The sequence below is a fragment of the Pseudoalteromonas aurantia genome (assembly GCF_005886875.1).
Lineage (GTDB): Bacteria > Pseudomonadota > Gammaproteobacteria > Enterobacterales > Alteromonadaceae > Pseudoalteromonas > Pseudoalteromonas aurantia_A.
In genome coordinates this window covers 1-20,811 of sequence record NZ_PNBY01000024.1, presented here as the reverse complement: position 1 = coordinate 20,811, position 20,811 = coordinate 1, and the positions used below count along the sequence as shown (strand labels likewise).

At 41.5% G+C, this 20,811-nt stretch carries 15 protein-coding genes; 6 read left to right on the top strand and 9 right to left on the bottom strand.

The genetic code is table 11. The features are described from left to right. Nucleotides 1–141: 141 nt before the first annotated feature. The gene (gene add, locus CWC18_RS05535) at nucleotides 142–1,146 is read left to right on the top strand and encodes an adenosine deaminase (RefSeq protein WP_138591444.1); all 1,005 of its coding nucleotides are present in this window, start codon (nucleotides 142–144) and stop codon (nucleotides 1,144–1,146) included. Between the two features lie 19 nt (nucleotides 1,147–1,165). Here the strand turns inward: add and CWC18_RS05530 are convergent, their stop codons facing one another. The 3 genes from CWC18_RS05530 to ubiD all read right to left on the bottom strand — a co-directional run bounded on the left by CWC18_RS05530 (nucleotide 1,166) and on the right by ubiD (nucleotide 4,069). Then, nucleotides 1,166–1,570 carry a CBS domain-containing protein gene (locus CWC18_RS05530; protein WP_138591445.1) on the bottom strand — a complete coding sequence of 135 codons (405 nt, stop codon included), beginning with the start codon at nucleotides 1,568–1,570 and terminating at the stop codon, nucleotides 1,166–1,168. Between the two features lie 205 nt (nucleotides 1,571–1,775). Further along, nucleotides 1,776–2,489, bottom strand: a complete 714-nt coding sequence (gene fre / locus CWC18_RS05525) for an NAD(P)H-flavin reductase (protein ID WP_138591446.1) — start codon at nucleotides 2,487–2,489, stop codon at nucleotides 1,776–1,778. A 104-nt stretch (nucleotides 2,490–2,593) separates the two neighbouring features. Further along, nucleotides 2,594–4,069, bottom strand: a complete 1,476-nt coding sequence (ubiD, locus tag CWC18_RS05520) for a 4-hydroxy-3-polyprenylbenzoate decarboxylase (protein ID WP_138674872.1) — start codon at nucleotides 4,067–4,069, stop codon at nucleotides 2,594–2,596. 220 nt (nucleotides 4,070–4,289) lie between these two features. On the opposite strand from ubiD, the gene CWC18_RS05515 reads away from it, so the two are divergent. Then, complete coding sequence (locus tag CWC18_RS05515; protein ID WP_138674871.1) at nucleotides 4,290–6,896, top strand: sensor domain-containing protein; 2,607 nt, start codon at nucleotides 4,290–4,292, stop codon at nucleotides 6,894–6,896. Here CWC18_RS05515 and CWC18_RS05510 read toward each other — a convergent pair. Next, complete coding sequence (locus CWC18_RS05510; RefSeq protein ID WP_138591449.1) at nucleotides 6,893–7,729, bottom strand: tetratricopeptide repeat protein; 837 nt, start codon at nucleotides 7,727–7,729, stop codon at nucleotides 6,893–6,895. The genes CWC18_RS05515 and CWC18_RS05510 overlap by 4 nt on opposite strands. A 166-nt stretch (nucleotides 7,730–7,895) precedes the next feature. Next, a complete protein-coding gene (locus CWC18_RS05505) occupies nucleotides 7,896–9,284 on the bottom strand; it encodes a M20/M25/M40 family metallo-hydrolase (protein WP_138591450.1) in 1,389 nt (462 codons plus the stop codon). Between the two features lie 155 nt (nucleotides 9,285–9,439). Between CWC18_RS05505 and dbpA the strand changes: the two genes are divergently transcribed. After that, nucleotides 9,440–10,828, top strand: coding sequence for an ATP-dependent RNA helicase DbpA (gene dbpA / locus CWC18_RS05500; RefSeq protein WP_138591451.1), 1,389 nt, complete (start codon nucleotides 9,440–9,442; stop codon nucleotides 10,826–10,828). Here dbpA and CWC18_RS05495 read toward each other — a convergent pair. Then, nucleotides 10,803–11,396, bottom strand: coding sequence for a DNA-J related domain-containing protein (locus tag CWC18_RS05495; RefSeq protein ID WP_138591452.1), 594 nt, complete (start codon nucleotides 11,394–11,396; stop codon nucleotides 10,803–10,805). The two genes, dbpA and CWC18_RS05495, sit on opposite strands and share 26 nt — an antisense overlap. A gap of 71 nt (nucleotides 11,397–11,467) precedes the next feature. Between CWC18_RS05495 and CWC18_RS05490 the strand changes: the two genes are divergently transcribed. Continuing rightward, nucleotides 11,468–14,308, top strand: coding sequence for an ATP-binding protein (locus CWC18_RS05490; RefSeq protein WP_138591453.1), 2,841 nt, complete (start codon nucleotides 11,468–11,470; stop codon nucleotides 14,306–14,308). On the opposite strand, the gene CWC18_RS21695 is transcribed toward CWC18_RS05490, so the two are convergent. The 3 genes from CWC18_RS21695 to trxA all read right to left on the bottom strand — a co-directional run bounded on the left by CWC18_RS21695 (nucleotide 14,285) and on the right by trxA (nucleotide 17,467). Further along, nucleotides 14,285–15,547 carry a methyl-accepting chemotaxis protein gene (locus CWC18_RS21695; RefSeq protein WP_138591454.1) on the bottom strand — a complete coding sequence of 421 codons (1,263 nt, stop codon included), beginning with the start codon at nucleotides 15,545–15,547 and terminating at the stop codon, nucleotides 14,285–14,287. The genes CWC18_RS05490 and CWC18_RS21695 overlap by 24 nt on opposite strands. Before the next feature lie 127 nt (nucleotides 15,548–15,674). Next, nucleotides 15,675–16,934 carry a transcription termination factor Rho gene (gene rho, locus CWC18_RS05480; protein WP_138591455.1) on the bottom strand — a complete coding sequence of 420 codons (1,260 nt, stop codon included), beginning with the start codon at nucleotides 16,932–16,934 and terminating at the stop codon, nucleotides 15,675–15,677. 206 nt (nucleotides 16,935–17,140) lie between these two features. Beyond that, nucleotides 17,141–17,467, bottom strand: coding sequence for a thioredoxin TrxA (trxA, locus tag CWC18_RS05475; protein WP_138591456.1), 327 nt, complete (start codon nucleotides 17,465–17,467; stop codon nucleotides 17,141–17,143). Between the two features lie 91 nt (nucleotides 17,468–17,558). Here trxA and rhlB point away from each other — a divergent pair, with 91 nt between their 5' ends. Both rhlB and gppA read left to right on the top strand, forming a co-directional pair. Next, complete coding sequence (gene rhlB / locus CWC18_RS05470) at nucleotides 17,559–18,833, top strand: ATP-dependent RNA helicase RhlB (RefSeq protein WP_138674870.1); 1,275 nt, start codon at nucleotides 17,559–17,561, stop codon at nucleotides 18,831–18,833. A gap of 41 nt (nucleotides 18,834–18,874) precedes the next feature. After that, nucleotides 18,875–20,374: a guanosine-5'-triphosphate,3'-diphosphate diphosphatase gene (gene gppA, locus CWC18_RS05465; RefSeq protein WP_138591458.1), complete on the top strand. Its 1,500-nt coding sequence runs from the start codon at nucleotides 18,875–18,877 to the stop codon at nucleotides 20,372–20,374. The last annotated feature ends 437 nt before the right edge of the window (nucleotides 20,375–20,811 follow it).

Genomic DNA, 20,811 nt, shown 5'->3' with positions numbered 1-20,811 from the left:
TAACTGACTGGCATTAAGCGAATACGCTGGCTTTTTTTTACTTGCATAACGAGGTAGCCGTGCTAAAAATGGACATGTGTCCTTGATCTTTATATTAAGGCAAGTATGATCCGCAAAATTTTATCTGCAGCCGAGTGAATTATGATCAATAAGAACTTCCCTTTACTTGATTTACACCGCCATTTAGATGGTAACGTGAGAGCGACTACGATTTTAGAGCTTGGTCAGCAGTTTAATATGCCATTACCGGCGACAGATATTGAGGGTTTGATCCCACATGTTCGAGTACTCGATAATGCCCCCAACCTTATGGCATTTTTAGCTAAATTAGATTGGGGTGTCAAAGTGCTTGGTGATTATGATGCATGTCGCCGTATTGCCATCGAAAACGTAGAAGATGCGATTGCACAGAATATGGATTATACCGAACTGCGCTTTAGCCCTTACTATATGGCACAAACACATGATTTACACGCTCAAGGCGTAGTAGAGGCGGTGGTTGATGGTATTAAATCGGCAACGCACAATACCGATATTAAAGTGAATCTAATTGGTATTATGTCGCGTACCTTCGGTGTTGATAAATGTCAGTATGAGCTTGATTCATTATTGGCATGCAAAAACGATTTGGTTGCTATCGATCTTGCAGGTGATGAACTAGGTTATCCCGGCGCGCTATTTGTTGAACATTTTAAACAAGTTAGGGATGCCTATTTAGGTGCTACAATACACGCGGGTGAAGCCGAAGGTGCAAAAAGTATCTGGCAAGCCATTAATGAGCTAGGCGCAACACGTATTGGTCATGGTGTTAAAGCCATTGAAGATCCAAAGCTAATGGATTATCTAAGAGATAACCGCATTGGTATTGAGTCATGTTTAACCAGTAATATTCAAACCAGTACGGTAGTTGAACTTGCCACACACCCACTTAAGCGCTTCTTGGATCATGGTATTTTAGCCTGTATTAATACCGATGATCCTGCAGTTCAAGGTATTGAACTTGATAATGAGTATGCCGTTGCCGCACCTGAGGCTGGACTAACGACGCAAGATATAGAACAAGCGCAGCGCAATGCATTAGAAATTGCCTTTTTAAGTGACAGTGATAAAAAAGCATTGTTAGCTAAAAAGCGAGTTAATAGCTAATCCGTTCTATTTGGGCTGCTTAATGTACAGAGCAGCTCAAGTAATCTTGTTTTAACGCTTCTATGACTTGGCTTCGTGTGACAAGCCCGATTACTTTTTTATTTGATATTACCGGATAAACTTTCGGTTTATTACCTTGCATCTGCTGTGCTAAATCGACAATATTCATCGTGTCACTGACAGAAACCACAGTATCGGTCATCAATTCTTTTACTGTTACTTTACCTTCACAAAAATAGCTACTTTGTAGCAAAGGAGCCAACATTTGTTGCTCTGAGATAAAGCCAATTACGTGTTTATGCTTGTCTAGGACGGGGGCGCAAAATAACGCATGTTGGTGTAGTTCATCAATCGCTTGTGTGAGCTCGGAATCTGCATAAATTGCAGGAATATGTGTCGTCATGATTTCTTTTACAGTTTTCATTTTAGTGCTCCTGTGTTGATGAATACAGTATGCTCAGGAACTTTTTATTTATAAAACGGGTTAATTAGATTGATTTGATTTAAAAAATAGAATGCAAGTGTGATAGAACGTCCGGATAGTGGGTGCTTATGCTTTCGGTGTGGTAAAAGAAGTGATTTTAAAGGTAAACAGCGCCAAGTAGGATGGCGCTGTACAAAGTCAGACGTTATTTTATAAAAGCAAACGCATCGGCATACATATGTTCGCGTACTGCGCCGTGCTTGATAAAATCATCGCGCACTATGCCTATCATGTCAAAACGACCTGCCATGTAGATTGAGTAGGGTTCTAAAGATGTGATGTCTTGCATCACCGCTTTGTGTACGTAACCTGTATGGCCATGCCACGCGTCTTGAGGTGTTTCAACTACCGGAATAAAGTGGAAGTTTTCTTTGCTGGCTGCCCACGCTTCCATCTCCGTTTTTGCATACAAGGCTGATTCTTCTTTCACACCCCAGTAGAATAAAACAGGTTGTTCACAACCTACTTCCGCTAAGTGGTCTGCCATTGATTTTACATATGAAAAGCCAGTACCGCCGGCGAGTAATACAATCGGTCTTTGGCAGTCAATGCGAAGTTGTGATACACCAAGACCCACTTCCAATTCAACAGGCGTTTTCTGTTCAAATGCGTATCTTAAGTGATCTAGGGCTTGTGCTGCATAAGAATCTGCTGCTGAGGCGCCAATGTGTAACTCTAATTCATTTTGTTGTGATGGCTTGCTCGCAATTGAAAAAGCCCGCTTGTCTTTTTCCCCTAAAACAAGCTGTAAATAATGGCCAGCTTCAAACTCTGCGGCAATGGCAGGCTTAAGCGTCACTTTATAAATAATGTCTGTAAGTGGCGTGATAGCTATCACGTCAGCATTAACTGTTTGCATGTGTTACCTTTTCGCACGGTAAGCATGGGCCATGTTAACATTACCCATGCGTAAATTGTTATTGTATGAACTATAGGCACTTTATCATAGCGCCCTCGGTTATCCTATTGCTTGACTGGTATATCTAGACTGTCCCAAATATCATCAATTTTTTGTTTTACTTGCTCATCCATAACGATAGGCTCGCCCCATTCACGGTCTGTTTCACCAGCCCATTTATTTGTTGCATCCATACCCATTTTTGAGCCTAAGCCCGATACTGGAGAAGCAAAGTCTAGATAATCAATCGGTGTGTTCTCTATCATGGTGGTATCACGAGCTGGATCCATACGTGTCGTGATAGCCCAAATAACATCATTCCAATCTCTTGCATTAACATCGTCGTCGCACACTATGACGAATTTGGTGTACATAAATTGACGTAAAAATGACCATACACCCATCATGACTCTTTTTGCATGTCCGGGGTATTGCTTTTTCATAGTGACAATTGCCATACGATAAGAGCAGCCTTCTGGCGGCAAATAAAAATCAACAATTTCTGGGAACTGCTTTTGTAAAATAGGCACAAACACTTCGTTGAGTGCGACCCCTAAGATAGCAGGTTCATCAGGTGGACGGCCAGTATAAGTACTATGGTATATCGGGTTTTTACGATGAGTGATATGCGTGACGGTCATGACGGGGAAATCATCGACTTCATTGTAATACCCAGTGTGGTCGCCATAAGGTCCTTCAGATGCCATTTCACCTTGTTCAATATACCCTTCAAGGATAATTTCGGCGCTTGCAGGTACTTGTAAATCACTCGAAATTGATTTCACAACTTCAGTTTTAGAGCCGCGTAATAAGCCAGCAAATGCATATTCACTTAATGTATCTGGTACAGGGGTTACTGCACCAAGTATGGTGGCTGGGTCAGCACCGAGTGCCACTGAAACTGGGTACGGTTCGCCTGGGCGCTCTTTACACCACTCTTGATAATCTAAAGCACCACCACGGTGAGATAACCAACGCATAATAATTTTATTTTTACCCACTAGCTGTTGGCGATAAATACCTAAGTTTTGACGTTTTTTATAAGGACCTTTGGTCACCGTTAAACCCCAAGTGATCAGAGGTGCCGCGTCACCTGGCCAGCAATGTTGGATAGGCAGTTTAGTTAAGTCAACGTCATCCCCGCTCAACACGATTTGTTGACAAGGTGCCTTACGCACTTCTTTAGCTGGCATGTTTAGAACTTGTTTGAAAACAGGGATCTGCCCTAACGCTTCCTTAATCCCTTTTGGTGGTTCTGGCTCTTTTAAAAATGCCAATAGCTTACCTACTTCACGTAGCTCACTGACATCAGATTGCCCCATCCCCATGGCAACCCGTTTTGGGGTGCCAAATAAATTGGCGAGTACTGGAATGTCAAACCCGATTGGATTTTCAAATAACAGTGCAGGCCCCTCAGCGCGCAAAGTGCGGTCAGCAATTTCGGTCATTTCTAACTTGGTTGAAATAGGCTGTGTGATACGTACTAATTCACCTTGCTCTTCAAGGCGATTGATAAAATCTCGTAAATCTTTATATTTCATTTTGCTATTAGGACACCTAAAATTACACGCAGTATATCAAGCCATTTATGAAATGGCAGCTAAAGCTGTTATACGTACTTAACAGCTTTAGGCTCAACTGTGTCAATAATTAATGCTTTATTTTATATTGTGCAATACTTAAGGATTGGTGTATTTTCATTGAGGTCGCTTTGCACTATAGTCTTTATCTGGGCCTAATTTGTATACGGTGGTGGCTGGATTGAAAATAGGTATATCAATAATCAGTATCGCTTTGTTACTCTCTTGCAGTATCGCTAAGGCATTGGATTTACCGTGGCAGGTTTTTCGTAATAATAGCGCGGTGATGTTAATTATAGACCCTAATTCAGGGCAAATTACGGCTGCAAATAACGCCGCCACTGAGTTTTATGGTTATGCAGAAAGTGACTTGCTGACACTGAGAATTCAAGATATCAATCAGTTTACAGCTGAGCAAGTCGCGATTGAGCGCAAAAATGCGGTGGCCGAAGGGCGCAACTATTTCATTTTTCGTCATCAATTAGCTGACCAAACTATTCGCACAGTAAGTGTACATTCCGTGCCTTTTCGCGATAAAAATAATGAAATTCAATTATTTTCAATTGTTCATGATATTAGTGAGCAGCGATACTTACAACAATCACTGTGGCATTATCAGGCTAACTTAGAGCAACAAGTTGCGCTACAAACACAAGAAATTAAGCAAGTTAACCAAACTCAAACATTATTATTCAGTGTGGTTGTTGTGGTCTTGTGCGGTGCAACATTGGTATTGGGGGTATTTTTAATGCGGTTACGCCGTGCTAAAAAGCGCTCAGAGTCTCAAGGAGCACGGCTAAGTGCTATTTTTGATGCAATTGGAGACTACCTAATTTTTACCAATGATAATGGCAATATTTTATCTGCTAATTCACGGGTGAGTGATGACTTCATGTTTACACAAGGTGTCTCGAACGAGTCAATCACTCAGCTGTTGGCTGGGATAGGATGTTTGCCGGACGGACCATATGCCAATAGAGAATGCCAAGTAAAAGTGAAGGGCCAGTTTCGTTCTTTCAATGTGACTAAAAATGATGTGCGAGATGGTAAAAATCAGCGTTTAGGTTTCATTTACGTACTGCAAGATATTACGGTGCGTTTAGAAAATGAGCGTGAGCAACGTTTAGCCAGCACGGTGTTTTCAACAACCAGTGAAGGCGTATTGGTCTCTGATAAAGATAATAAAATTCAGATGGTGAATCGTGCTTTTAGCCAAATAACAGGGTATCGCCAAGAAGAGGTGCTCGGGGAGTCACCCGCTTTATTTAATTCTGGCAGACATGGCCCAACTTTTTTTAGTCAGCTTTACAGAGATTTACACGAACATGGACATTGGGAAGGAGAGATTTGGAATCGGCGTAAAACCGGAGAAGTTTATCCGAGTTGGTTGCAAGTGTCTGCGGTGTTTGATGATGAGCATAATATTGAAATGTATGTCGCATTATTTAACGACATTACCTCGCGAAAAAATCACGAACAGATGATGTGGCAACAGGCTAATTTTGACACGTTAACGGGCCTTGCTAATCGGTTACACTTTCACGAGCAATTTGATCATACGCTCGAACGAGCCAAAACACACACTAGCCGATTGGCGATTTGCTTCATTGATTTAGACAGGTTCAAAGCAGTAAACGATACACTCGGCCATCATATTGGTGATTTGTTGTTAATCGAGGCGGCACAGCGCTTAAAAGAGTGTACGCGCAGCTCTGACATTGTTGCTCGACTGGGTGGGGATGAGTTTGCACTTTTGCTACCTGATATTGACACAATTAGTGATATAGAAAAAATAGCCAGTAAAGTGCTACAACAATTATCGGCACCGTTTGAACTTGAGGGTCATGAAACTTTTGTATCCGGCAGTATGGGCATTACCTTTTTTCCTGATGATGGGAATGATAGAAAGGAATTATTACGTAATGCAGACAGTGCAATGTATAAAGCCAAAGAGCATGGCCGTAATTGTTATCAGTTTTATACTGCAGCGATGCACGAACATGCACAGGCTCGGCGCCAATTAGAAGGAGCATTGCATAAAGCGCTTTCTAATCAGGAATTCAGTATTTTTTATCAACCTATTATCAGCATGGATGGTCAGCATATTGGTTCAGAGGCGTTACTACGCTGGAATAACAAAGGGCTAGGGAGTGTTCCTCCTGATAAGTTCATCCCCATTTGTGAAGAACTTGGCTTGATTATCACTATAGGGGAGTGGGTGTTATACCAAGCTTGCTCACAAGCGAAAGCTTGGTGTGACCGCATTCAGCAATCATTTTTTGTGACGGTGAACGTATCGAGTATTCAGTTTCAGCGTGCCGACATGGCACAGGTGATAGGTCGAGTACTGCAAGAGACGGGGTTAGCGAGTCACTGTTTAACCATCGAGATCACAGAAACCGTGTTGGCAGATAACTCACAGAATATTTTACATCAGCTTAAGACATTGCGTGCTATGGGAGTTGAGCTGGCTATTGATGACTTTGGCACAGGGTATTCGTCTTTGAGTTATTTAAAACGTTTTCCGTTGTCGAAACTGAAAATCGATCGTGCATTTATCCGAGATTTACCTGATGACCTAGAAGACAGGGCATTGGTCAAAGCGATTATTTCAATGGCCGGTAATTTAAATCTTACTGTGGTGGCAGAAGGCGTTGAAACACAACCTCAGCTAGATTTTTTGCGCTCTTTACAGTGTGGTTATAGCCAAGGCTATTTACACAGTAGGCCAATCCCAGCACTAGAATTTGAGCATTGGCTTACTGAGCAAGCGGTTGAGTCACTTTAGTGTGTATCGCTAAGTGTCTGTGATTTACAATGGAGAGGCTGACTTTCACAAAGCAGGGTCAAAGCATGTTGCGCCCGTTGGTGTCCTTGAAGTGCAGCCTTCTGGTACCAGTAATGGGCTTGTGTAAGGTTTATGTTGGTCCCTTCACCGAGCTCAAACATTCCTGCTAAGTTGTATTGCGCCCATGCATCTCCGGCTTTGGCAGCAGTATTAAACGCAGCCAGTGCGAGGGTAAAATCTTTTTGGTGATACAAGCGGATCCCTTCGTTATTGTGCATAGTTAGGCCGATATCTGACGTGATTTTATGATTAATCGGCATGGGTTTTTGGCGCTGTTTTACAATGCCACCCATGACATAAATATCTCTTGCCCGATAGGCATCATCTATCGCATCAATTTCGAAAAGCGAGGCGAGCTGTAGGCGTTCAAAAGTGAGGCGATCAGTACGAAAAAAGCCATCGAGCATGACTGAATCTAGTTTGATTGCACGTAGTGCATCACGTTTGCGTCGGTAAGTGGTGTCACTCTGTGCTAACACAATGTTATTTTCTGCCACTTGTCGTACTTGAGCAATGCGATATTGCGCTTGATATTGTCGCTCAGTCTGAATGCGGCCTAAGTCAACAATATAGACATCATCAATTTTTGGATTCTGCAATAGTTGCTGCTGTAGCGCGATACTTTGCGTGTGAGAGACGTATATATAGCCGGCGCCTAATATAAATAACATAAGTAATAAAAAGCGAGAATGCTTTATGACTGTGCGTTCAATAATACTGTGTACAGAGAAGAGGCTTTGCAAAATCGGTGGGAGCCATGTAGTTAAGGCCATGTCATTTCTCTTTTATAATGAATAAAATCAAAGCGACATAGTATGAAAATCACCCACATTGGGCAATGCTTCTTGTTCTGTAAAGTGTATCTATTTGTAACGTGCGTGCGGTCAGTAGTAGCTATGAATAAGCCGACTACTGACAGGGTATATCAGGAAAAAGAATTTATTTTCCTGATATTTTTGTTTTAGCATCAGCTGCCATCATGGCGAGCACGGCATAAGCGGCGGTATTTTGTTGGAGTTTTTTAGGGTCAACTTTATCCAATGTATCGTCAGCTGTATGGTGATAATCAAAGTAATCAGTACCATCTTGATGTAACGCAAATATTGGAGCTGATGTGGTGTTTTTCAGTGGAATTAAATCAGGGCCACCACGCGCTGCATTTTTACGGATATATTTTACATTCAATGGTGCTAATTGTTTGGCGATTTCACGGACAACAGGGAGTGCACTTGCTGCAACATTGGACTCAAAGCCGTATACGACGTCAGCACCAAAATCAGACTCTGCGGCAGCGACGATATTATCGAGCGTCTTTTCATGACGCTTAAAATAGGCTTTTGCACCCCATAAACCAAGTTCTTCTGCGGCGAATAAAACAACTCGAACACTGCGTTTAGGACGTTTTACATCACTGATATGTTTTGCTGCAGCCATGGTTAATGCCACGCCAGCGCCATCATCTAGCGCGCCAGTACCAAGGTCCCAAGAATCGAGATGTCCACCAATCAGCACATATTGTTCAGGGTGTGTGGTGCCATTGAATTGACCAATCACATTATAGCTGGTGCCTTCGCCTAAATCTTCAGTTTGAATATTCAGCTTTACCTGTACTTTATGGCCATTTTTAAATAAACGAGCGAGTTGGTCTGCATCTGGGTTAGCTACGGCCGTAGCTGGGATTTTGGTCACACCCGTTTTGTAATGACTCCCGCCTGTGTGCGCAAAGCGATGATGACTGGTGCTCACTGAGCGCATCATGTAAGCGATGGCCCCTTTTTTGGCCGCTTCTACTGCGCCACTATTTCGGGCTTTTACCGCAGGCCCATAACCATTACCGTCGATGTGGCGATTCATACGATAGTTAATAAATGCGATTTTGCCTTTTAGGCTCCCTTCAGGCGAAGCAATGAGTTCATCTAAAGTTTCAAAAAACACCACTTCAGCTTGTATACCTGATTTAGGTGTGCTCACACTATTTCCAAGCGCCGTTAAGTGCAGTGGTTGTTCACTTGGTGTGATGATTGACGCTGACTCGTGGTATCGACGCCAATGTGGAAAGGTTGCAGGCTCAATCCATACTTTATCGAAGGCCAAAGCCTTAAATTGTGATTGTGCCCACTCAACTGCTTTTTTATCATTTTTGGTGCCCGGCAGACGCGGACCGATTTCTGTGGTTAATGATTCAAGGATCTGCCAACTCAAATCACTATTCAATGCAGCTTCACGCACTTGTGCAACTTGTTGAATTTGTTCTGGTGAAAACTCTTGAGCGTGCACTGTGCTAGAGATGCAACTCACTAAACATAAAGTACGAAATAGTTTTTTCATGATTTCCTTGGTATTACAGCTGAGTACAAAGCATTATTGTGGCATTAACAAAAGGTGATGCAAACGTAAATGAGATCAAATACTGTGCACTGCGATATTCGTAGCGCATTTAATCTGCTAAAATCGGGCATATTTTTTATTGATGAGATAGTACTGTGAGCGCGACCGCATTTAACACTTTGCCTTTAGAACAGGCACTTCTAGATACCGTGAGTGATTTGGGTTATAAAAACATGACCCCTGTGCAAGCACAAAGTTTGCCAGTCATATTATCTGGAAAAGATGTCATTGCCCAAGCAAAAACGGGATCTGGTAAAACGGCAGCATTCAGCTTAGGTGTGTTATCTCGCTTAAATGTAGCACGCTTTCGTATTCAAGGGTTGGTATTATGCCCAACGCGAGAGTTGGCTGAGCAGGTTGCGACTGAAATGCGTAAACTAGCACGCGGTATTCATAATATTAAAATTCTTACTTTATGTGGCGGTGTACCCATTGGCCCACAAATTGGGTCGTTAGAACATGGCGCACATATCATTGTTGGCACGCCTGGGCGTATTGAAGATCACTTATTTAAAGGCACGCTTAACTTTAATGAAGTATCGACTTTAGTGCTCGATGAAGCAGACCAAATGCTTGATATGGGCTTTGCCGATGCACTTGATAACATCGTGAGCTACTTACCAAGCGATCGTCAAAACCTCATGTTTAGCGCGACATTTCCAAAGCGTATTGAAGCGATCTCAGAGCGTGTTATGGATCAACCTAAAATGGTGAAGGTTGAAGACCAAGTAGTTAACACCAGTATCAAACAACTGTTTTATAAGTTAGACAATAACAAGTTGAGGTTTAATACCTTACGTTTACTACTATTACAAAATAAACCGCAAAGTTGTGTGGTGTTTTGTAATACCAAGGTTGAAACACAAAAAGTATGTGACGACTTACAAGATGCAGCATTTAATGCGGTGGCACTGCATGGTGATCTAGAACAACGCGACCGCGAACAGACTCTCATTCGCTTTGCTAATAAAAGTGCGTCTATTTTGGTGGCCACTGACGTAGCTGCTCGGGGCTTAGACATTGACGATATGGATATGGTGATCAATTACCATTTAGCGCATGATGCACAAACTCATGTTCATCGTGTTGGTCGCACAGGGCGTGGTGGTAAGAAAGGACTTGCTTGCTCAATTTACGGTGAGAGTGAAGAGTTTAAAGTGGCTCAAATTGGGGATGTGTATGACCGAGACTTTGAGCCGTCTCAGGTGCCTGCACATAGTTTATTAGACAAAGCACCATACAAACCTGAAATGATCACTTTACAAATAGACGGTGGCAAAAAGCAAAAAGTACGCCCTGGTGATATCGTTGGCAGTTTAACCGGTGAGCAAGGGATCGCATTTGCACAAATTGGTAAAATCAATGTGTTAGACAATACAGCGTATGTTGCGGTCGCCAGAGATGCCTCTAAGCCAGCCTTTAGAAAGCTCAGTGAGGGTAAGCTGAAAGGGCGTAAATTTAGGGTGCGCCGAATAAATCACTAGCCACTGATTTCAGTTTGATATACTCATCGTGTAACCTTTTAAAAACCTCGCCCCCAGCGGGGTTTTTATCTGGGTGCGAGGCTAATGCGTGTTGCCGCCATTTTTTACTGAGCTGCTTTTGTGTAAAGGGGTAAGGAAGTTGCCAAGCTTGACACAAAGCCTGCAATTGAGTTTCAGTGATAGGTTTCACCTTATTTTTAGTGTGTAATGTCTGCCAAAAGTGTGTCAGTAAACCTTCTATCTCTTGTGTACTGGTATCATAATTACGCCAATCTAAATAATAGTCTCTCAACGGGCTATCAATCATTAATTGCTTGTCGAGCTTACTGCTTAAATAAATACTCATGCTGTCGATATGCAAATATTGCTGGGACTGAAGTAACTCTGTTTGTAGTTGAAAGAGTGCATTCATAACCAAAAAGTTTCTTTTAAAGAGCGATTTGTTCGGTTCGTCATCGAGCGGCGGTAAATTCCCTTGCTGTGTCAGTACTGCGGCTAAAGTATGAACTTTAAATACTTTACCCCCAGAGAGTTCAGTAAATATAATATCTAGCAGTGGGTTGAACATTGTTCGATCTTTTCAGTTAGTGTATCTTCACCTTAACACGATTAAATTTCGCATTTCAATGAGGGTCAAGGATGACGGGTATTTCAGGTTTACGCCTTATTTGGTTACTACTTTTTATGGGCGTAGCTATGCCTTGGAGTGCAGGAGCGACAACTGCCTCAACGTCTCTAGACGATAAATTGATGGCATTAGATGATATGTCATCATGGCAACATGTAGCCAGGGCAGGTGCGCAATTACGAGGGCACCCGAACCTTTCTCCAAAGCAACTTGAATCACTCATTGAAAGCCTTGGTCGTCAGGCATTAAAATACCAAAAATATACCACTGCTACCCAATACTTCCGTGAGTTGGAACAACTGACAGAACATGAACCGCTCAGTGATGCTTTTTATTTCAGCGTAAAGTTTCAAGGGGTTGCTACTTATTTCCAAGGACTCTTTATTCAAGCGGCTGCGCTTTACCATCGTGCCTTAAATATGGCCACTGAACGTGATAATCCATTAGAAATTGCCAATATACACAGTAATTTAGGCCTCACATATATGCAGACACATCAATTGGATTTGTCGATTATTCATTATGTGGCAGCACATCAACTCTATGAAGTTCATGGTGATAAACAGGACGAGGCTGATATTATGCTGAATCTTTCAGGGGTGTATATTCAGCAATATCGCTATGCTGTCGCGGAAAAAATATTATTACGTGCAATTAAGTTATTCATTGAGCTAGAGGATAACTATGGTAGGGCATTGTCGCAAGCAAACCTAGGTGTGATTTATAGGCTCACGGAGCGCTGGGAACTGTCTCGTGTAAATCAAATGGCTGCAATAGCTTATTATGAGTCAACCGAAAGCTGGCAACACCTGAGCATAGAGTATGCAAATTTGGCAACTTTGAGCTTGAACGAAGGTAAAGTTGAGCAAAGTTTAGCGGAAGCAAATTTTGCATTGTATTATGCAGAACAAGTAGACAGCCTCGATGGACGAAGAGAGACTTTGTACCCATTGTCTCAAGCGCTGTTCGTTCGAGGAGAGTACAGCCAAGCGAGAGAGAGCACACTTGAATTTATTGCTATTTCTCAAGAAACAGGGGCAGCACGTAGGGAAAAAGATGGCTATTTGTTATTGTCTTTTATTCAAGCTGCTTTAGATAAACCACAGCAAGCACTCGAAAGTTATCGAACATATCATAAGCTCTCAAAAGAGCTATTGAGCAGAAGCTTAAGTAAAAAATTAGAACAGTATCAAGCCACCGTAGCGGAAAACGAACTCAATCAAGAAATAAAAACGCTGAAGCAATATCAAGCATTACAAAAGTTACAGATAGAGCAACGAGAACAGCTGGTGTGGCTAGGTGTGTTACTGGTACTTTCTTTGGGGATTGCTGGTATTAGCATATATCGCAAGAGGGTATTGCAACACACCAAAGCGGAATTGAGTCGTCAGGTCGCACAGCGCACAGCACAACTACAGCAAGTAGCGGACGAATTGCGAGAAGCAAATCAAGTTAAAAGCCAGTTTTTGGCTAATATTAGCCATGAAATACGTACGCCACTGACCTCTATTTTGGGGCATACGGAAGCTTTATTGTTAGATCATCAAAGAGATAGCGCATTACAAGAGTCACTGAAGGTTGTGCATAGGCAGGGTGATCATTTACGTGAATTGATTTGTGATGTATTAGATTTGAGCAAAATAGAAGCGTTGCAATTTGAATTAGAATTAAGCGAGTTTGAACTTGATGGCCTAATCACCGATATTAGCGATATGTTTCAACATGCCTGTGTACAAAAGGGCTTAAAGTTCATTATTCATAATCAACTACTTGATACATATTTAGTTGAACTTGACTACATACGTATAAAACAAGTGCTTATAAACTTATTAGGTAACGCCGTAAAATTCACTGAGCAAGGCAGTGTTGAATTAACGGTATCGGTCTCTGAAGGGGCGGTATTATTTATTGTCGAAGATACCGGTATTGGTATGGACGAGAAATATTTGAATAGTATCTTTGATTGTTTCCAGCAGGGAGATAATAGCATCTCTCGTCGCTTTGGCGGTTCAGGATTAGGGTTGTCTTTGTCTCAACAGCTCATCGATATAATGGGTGGGAAAATAAGTGTTGAAAGTACATTACATAAAGGGAGTAAGTTTTCAGTCGAGATCCCGTGCTTTGCGAAGCGGTACGTTGGAAGTTCAAAACAAGAAATAGCAGCAGATACGCTCGATGCTTTATCAGGTAAAGTCTTAATTGCGGAAGATCATTCAGATAATCGTGCATTATTTTCTCGTTTAGTATCAAATATGGGACCTGAGGTGTTTATTGCAAATAATGGTGAAACTGCCATCGAAGTATGTTTATCTGAATTTCCTGATTTAGTCTTGATGGACATACAAATGCCAAAAGTAGACGGCTTAGAGGCGTTCAGAATTCTGCGACAAGCAGGATTTAACGGGCCGATTTATGCATTAACTGCCAATGTGATGGCACGAGAAATAAAAGGTTATTTAGAGCATGGTTTCACGGGCCATATTGGCAAACCTGTAAATACTAAATTATTGCACCAAATTTTATCAAAACATTTAGAGCATAAAGAGTGTTCTACATCCCATATGCAGATTGATATGTCAGATCTGACGGCGAGCTTTTTAGAGACGTTAGAAGAAGAGCGATATAATATAATCGACTTATGGGAAAGTAATCAAACACAGCCCCTAAAAAATGCATGTCATCGTCTTGCCGGTGCTGCGATTACTTTTGGGTTTCATGATATTGCGCATACAGCGAAGCAATTGGATCATGTTTTATCGACACCGGACCACAATCAGGCACAACATTTGTACCTGATTCTATGTGATGAGTTAAAGTTAGCAGCGGCCTCAGAACAGCTCAATATCGTTTGAATTATTGTTTTGCATCATCATCTCCTCATCAATCACGATTTTGTGCAGCCGAGTGTCATCTACGCGTTTGTTGTGATCAACTAAAGTAGAATTGACGTTGAAAATTGAAAGTTTCGCATGGATACTACGTGCTAAATTAATTAAATCATTACTAGATACTGCTTGTATTTGAGAGCTACTTAGTGCGTCGGAGTTGAGCTCGATAAGAGAGTCGATGCTAGTTTGAGCTTCGTCAGATACCGCTTTTTGGCGACTGACTTGTTCATGTATACTTTGTGATAAAGTATTAATATCTAAAATTGCTTGTTCAATTTGATCAACTTCTAAAGTAGATGCTTGTGATAAAGACACGGTGGTTTGTGTTTCCCCCAAGGCCGCCAACATGAGGTCGTGCGCACTGTCTGTGCCTGCTTGAATTTTAGAGACCATATCACGTACTTGTTGGGTTGATTGACTAGTTCGAGCGGCCAGACTACGCACCTCGTCAGCGACGACAGCAAAGCCTCGGCCTTGTTCGCCTGCACGTGCTGCCTCAATCGCAGCATTTAATGCAAGTAAGTTTGTTTGCTCGGCAATAGAGTTGATAACATCAATCACTGAGCTGATAGCGTCGCTATCGACTTTGAGCGCCTCTATTTGTATACTGGTTGCTTGAATGTTTTCAGCAAGACTCATTAAACTTTCTTGGCTTTTACCAGTATCGATGCGAGTTTTTTTGACTGCTTTTGTGGCTTCATCCACTGAGCTGTAAATTTTATCTAAATTTTCATCTAATTCTCGTGCGACCGTGATCATCCGCTTGAAAGAGACCTCTAAGTCAGTGCCGTGGACATGCTGAATAGTCGCTTTTTGTGTCATTGATGAATACGTATCACGTAAGCTATCAGCCATAGGTGATAAACGAGATGATGAATAATAGACCTCGCCAATTAAATGCTCGATGGTCGCTAGGCTGGCATTAATGGCTAAACAGGCCGGAGGAATGTTGGGGGTGTTTTCGTCAAACCGATAGGTGAGGTCAATATTGTCATCTTTTAATAATGCCGCCACTAATTGACTCAAATATGGCGTACTTGCATTGCCTCTGCTGATGTACTTCACCAATATGAATGCGGTTAGCGCTGAAACGATCAAAAGTGTGATAGTTACAGCCCATGGTAATGAAAAAGTTATCATAACAATAAATATACAGAGGCAATTGGCAGTAAAATGCCAAGCAATGAGATGTTGAGGCTTCATGAGTGGGTAAGTCCTTGCTAAAACGACTAAATGGCCCTCTAGGTATAGAACAAAAACAGTTATCCTTCCATTTATTTTAGGCATAAAAAAACCTGCATAAGCAGGTTTTTATTATTGATTTTAAACGTTATTTACGACGCATTAAATCAAAGAATTCATTGTTAGTTTTACTCATTGATAGCTTATCAATTAAGAATTCCATCGCATCAATTTCACTCATTTCATGTACGATCTTACGTAAGATCCACATTTTTTGTAGCTCATCTGCTTTGGTAAGTAACTCTTCGCGACGGGTACCTGAACGGTTAAAGTCAATAGCAGGGAATACACGCTTTTCAGCAATCTTACGATTAAGGTGTAATTCCATGTTACCAGTCCCTTTAAATTCTTCGTAGATAACTTCATCCATTTTAGAGCCAGTGTCGATAAGGGCAGTTGCTACGATAGTTAAACTTCCCCCTTCTTCAACATTACGTGCTGCACCAAAGAAACGCTTTGGTTTGTGCAATGCATTCGCATCAACACCACCAGTTAAGACCTTACCTGATGATGGGATAACCGTATTGTATGCACGTGCTAGTCGAGTAATTGAATCGAGTAAGATGATAACGTCTTTCTTATGTTCTACTAAGCGCTTTGCTTTTTCGATAACCATTTCAGCCACTTGTACGTGACGGTTAGCGGGTTCATCGAATGTTGAAGCGATGACTTCACCTTTTACTAGGCGCTGCATCTCTGTGACTTCTTCTGGACGCTCATCTATCAATAACACCATTAATGTAGCATCAGGGTTATTGTAAGTAATTGATTGAGCGATATTCTGTAGCAACATCGTTTTACCCGCTTTAGGTGGTGCGACGATCAGCGCTCGTTGACCTCGACCAATCGGTGATGCTAAGTCTAATACGCGAGCAGTAATGTCTTCTTTACTGCCATTTCCGCGTTCCATAACAAAACGTTCGTTTGCATGAATTGGTGTTAAGTTCTCAAATAAAATCTTAGTACGAGAGTTTTCTGGTCTATCGAAATTAACTTCGTTTACTTTTAACAATGCAAAGTAGCGCTCGCCGTCTTTCGGTGGACGGATCAAGCCGCTAATGGTATCACCAGTACGCATACTAAAGCGTCTTATTTGACTTGGTGATACATAAATATCGTCTGGGCCAGCTAAGTAAGATGCTTCTGATGAGCGTAAAAAGCCGAAGCCATCTTGCAAAATTTCTAAAACTCCGCCGCCGTAAATATTCTCGCCGCTCTTAGCGTGAGCTTTTAAAATAGCAAAAATAATATCTTGTTTTCTTAGACGTGCTACGTTCTCAAGTCCCATGGACTCGGCTAGTTTTACAAGTTCATTGATTGACTTGTCTTTCAGTTCGCGTAAATGCATATTGGTGGGTTCTTTATTACAATTGTCATTCTCGTAACAACGAGAGAGGTTGATTTGATACTACTAAGGTTTGTGGTTTTATAAATTAGCAGGTAGGCGGCTAGTCGTCCAGTCTTTAAACAAATTTTATGTAAATAAAAATAAAAAATTAAAATTTGTTGAGTAAAATGACATCAATATGCGCTGATATTGATGTCATTTTATACTTAGATGTTAGCGTCTAAAAACTCAACAAGCTGAGTTTTAGATAATGCGCCAACTTTAGTTGCAGCTACTGCACCGTCTTTGAATAGAAGAAGTGTAGGAATACCACGGATACCGAACTTTGGTGGAGTGCCAGCATTTTGGTCAATGTTTAATTTACCAATGGTCACTTTGCCTTCATATTGGCTGGCCACTTCATCTAGAATTGGCGCAATCATTTTACACGGGCCACACCATTCTGCCCAGAAGTCTACTAGTACAGGCTGTGCTGATTTAAGTACATCAGCTTCGAAGCTGTCATCAGTTAGTTGGATAATTTTGTCGCTCATTACGCTCTCCGTTAGAATTAGGCGAATTATTTACTGCGTATTTAAACACTCTTGTTTCTTATTGCAAGTTTAAACGTTATGCTTAATTGCTATGACTAAGACACATTTGACCAATAATAAATTTTCTGACTTTGCTCTAGCTCCGGAAGTGGTCGCCGGATTAGCTGAGAATGGCTTCGAATATTGTACGCCAATCCAAGCAAAGTGTTTGCCTTTTATCTGCGATGGTCGTGATATTGCAGGCCAAGCTCAAACGGGAACAGGTAAAACTTTGGCTTTTTTAACAGCCACTTGTCACCGTTTGTTGCAAAATAAAGGTGTTTCCAGAAAGCACCCAAGAGCGCTGATCATGGCTCCCACTCGGGAGTTGGCGATTCAGATCCACAAAGATGCAAAAATCATCGCGCCACACTGTAATCTTAAACTAGGTTTGATATATGGTGGCGAAGATTACGAAAAACAACGGGTTCAACTTGAAAATGGTGTAGATATTTTAATTGGCACCACGGGTCGTTTAATCGATTTTTATAAACAAGGCGCATATAGCCTCAATGAAATCGAAGTTGTTGTACTAGATGAAGCTGATCGAATGTTTGATTTGGGTTTCATAAAAGATATCCGCTATTTATTTAATCGCATGCCGGATACAGCAGAGCGACTAAATTTACTCTTTTCAGCAACCTTGTCTTATCGCGTGCAAGAATTGGCTTTTGAGCACATGACTAACCCAGAACATGTTCAAATTGAGCCAGATGTAAAAACGGGTAAACTGATTGCAGAAGAGTTATTTCATCCATCGCATGATGACAAAATACCATTACTGCTTACGTTAATAGAAGAAGAGTGGCCAGATAAAGCAATTGTATTTGCAAACACTAAACAAAGTTGTGAAAACGTGTATGCATGGCTCAAAGCAGATAAGCATCGAGTTGGTCTATTAACGGGTGATGTAAACCAGAAAAAGCGACAAGCAATTTTAGCGCAGTTCACTAAAGGTGATATTGACTTCTTAGTTGCCACTGATGTTGCAGCAAGAGGATTACATATACCAGAAGTGAGTCACGTATTTAACTTTGATTTACCTGATGACTGTGAAGATTATGTGCACCGAATTGGTCGTACAGGCCGTGCAGGAGCTTCTGGTTATGCGATTAGTTTTGCGTGTGAGCAATACGCTTATAATTTGCATGAAATTGAGCTGTATATTGAGCATGCGATCCCATTATCTCACTATGATAAGTCAGCATTACTCGATGATTTAACTAAACCGCACATACAACGAAAGCGTAACTACTCTTCGGGTCCTCAACGTAATCGTAGTAATAACGGACGTCGTCAAAATAGTCATCATAAACCACGCTCGTAGTGTGGTTTATGAATACATGGTAGTAGCTAGAGGTATTTAGAGTGGGGCAAGATTTTCCACAAAGTAATGTGTTTGCTGTTATAGATTTAGGCTCTAACAGCTTCCATATGTTAATTGCTAAACATATGGCTGGCGGTATTCATACTATTGGCCGAGTTAAGCGCAAAGTGCGTTTGGCCGCAGGGTTGAATGAAAAGAATGTGCTGTCTGTAGAGGCGATGGAGCGAGGCTGGGAGTGCTTAGCGCTTTTTGCCGAGCGCTTACAAGATATTCCGGCCCAAAATATCAGCATTGTAGCAACCGCGACATTGCGATTGGCGACAAATTCGGATCATTTTAAGTCTGAAGCAGAGCGTATTTTAGGTCACAAAATTAATGTGATCAGTGGAGAGCTTGAAGCTAAGACGATTTACAAAGGTGTGGCACATACGTCGGCGTGCCAAGGTAGACAACTTGTGATCGATATTGGTGGCGCCAGTACTGAAGTGGTAATTGGTCAGGGTTTCAGTGCTGAGCTTTATAAAAGTTTAGATATGGGGTGTGTTACTTTCCTAGAAAAGTACTTTTGTGATGGCACCTTGAGTAAAAATAATTTTAATAAAGCGATATCCGCGGCTGCGATAGAGATTGCTCCGATACAATCGCAATACATCGATATGGGTTGGGAGTTAGCTATCGGTGCATCTGGTACTATTCAAGCAATTCAAGAAATATTAGCCGCTTCGGGCGAAAGTGAAGTGTTGACACTTGAGCGCTTATTGGCAATTCAAAAACAAACGATGCAGTATGCAAGCATTGCGCAACTCCAGCTTCCAGGCTTGAGTGAAGAGCGACGTCTGGTGTTTGTTTCTGGATTAGCGATTTTAATTGCTTTGTTTCGAAGTTTAGAAATCCAACAAATGGGTCTTGCTGGAGGGGCGCTGCGTGAAGGTGTGCTTTATAGCATGATATCCGACTTTCAAAATACAGATATTCGTAATCGCACATTAGATGGCTTCACTGAACGTTACCATGTTGATAAACGTCAAGCTCAACGTGTGACGGAGCTGAGTGTGAAGTTAGCTAAGCAGTTGGCGCAATCTTGGCAGTTGGATATGGCATATATAACACCCATTTTAACAGCTGTAGCACATTTGCATGAAATAGGCCTCGTGGTTGACTATAAACAATACCATCAACACAGCGCGTATATTTTGAATAATACCGGCATGCCAGGATTTAGCAAAACAGAGAAACAACTAATTGTCGCGCTTACCTTAGGTCACCGTGCTGATTTAAGTTCAAAGTTGTTCACCGGACTTGGCAGTCAAACCCTATTAGCGACTAGGTTGATCCGTTTAACCAGGTTAGCAGTTATTCTATCTATGAGGCGTAAAGATGATGTCTTGGCCGATTTTGCTGTAACTATGGATAAAGCAGATCATTTACACTTTTCATTTGCAGGTCAGTGGTTATCTGAGCATCCACTTATGTTAAGTGAGCTAGAGCAAGAAGCAACTTATCAACATAGAATGTCATGGCAATTGACGATAGAGCGCTAATTTAGCGCTTTTTTGTATGTATATGCAGCATTCTGGCTCTTTTAGCCTGCTTTTTGTTCGAACAGTCTGTTTTTGTCATTGTTTTGTAATAAACGCTTGCGCTTTTTCTGCATCTCCCTATAATGCGACCCCACTGACACGGAGCAACACGCTGAAAAGCAAGTTAAAACGAGGTCAGCGTTAAGTAAAACTTAGTTTAGCTTTTCACTTAAGAAAATGTTTAAAATTAAGTGTTGACAAAAAAATAGGAAAGCGTAACATGCGCAGCCCTAGCGAGATAAAGCAAAGCGCTTAATCATCGCAACGTTCTTTAAAAATATGAAGCAATCATCTGTGTGGGCACTCGTACAGATTGAGTTCTAACAGCGAACCTTCTTTCTTAGATTGAAGCAACGCAAAAAAAATTTAGAGTCTCAATTGATTTTCTCTTTGGAGAA

Coding starts and splice junctions, on each gene's coding strand:
- rho (WP_138591455.1), bottom strand. CDS start 16,934: ATGCATTTACGCGAACTGAAAGACAAGTCAATCAATGAACTTGTAAAA.
- CWC18_RS05490 (WP_138591453.1), top strand. CDS start 11,468: ATGACGGGTATTTCAGGTTTACGCCTTATTTGGTTACTACTTTTTATG.
- CWC18_RS05495 (WP_138591452.1), bottom strand. CDS start 11,396: ATGTTCAACCCACTGCTAGATATTATATTTACTGAACTCTCTGGGGGT.
- CWC18_RS05505 (WP_138591450.1), bottom strand. CDS start 9,284: ATGAAAAAACTATTTCGTACTTTATGTTTAGTGAGTTGCATCTCTAGC.
- fre (WP_138591446.1), bottom strand. CDS start 2,489: ATGCAAACAGTTAATGCTGACGTGATAGCTATCACGCCACTTACAGAC.
- add (WP_138591444.1), top strand. CDS start 142: ATGATCAATAAGAACTTCCCTTTACTTGATTTACACCGCCATTTAGAT.
- trxA (WP_138591456.1), bottom strand. CDS start 17,467: ATGAGCGACAAAATTATCCAACTAACTGATGACAGCTTCGAAGCTGAT.
- CWC18_RS05510 (WP_138591449.1), bottom strand. CDS start 7,729: ATGGCCTTAACTACATGGCTCCCACCGATTTTGCAAAGCCTCTTCTCT.
- ubiD (WP_138674872.1), bottom strand. CDS start 4,069: ATGAAATATAAAGATTTACGAGATTTTATCAATCGCCTTGAAGAGCAA.
- CWC18_RS05530 (WP_138591445.1), bottom strand. CDS start 1,570: ATGAAAACTGTAAAAGAAATCATGACGACACATATTCCTGCAATTTAT.
- CWC18_RS21695 (WP_138591454.1), bottom strand. CDS start 15,547: ATGAAGCCTCAACATCTCATTGCTTGGCATTTTACTGCCAATTGCCTC.
- rhlB (WP_138674870.1), top strand. CDS start 17,559: ATGACTAAGACACATTTGACCAATAATAAATTTTCTGACTTTGCTCTA.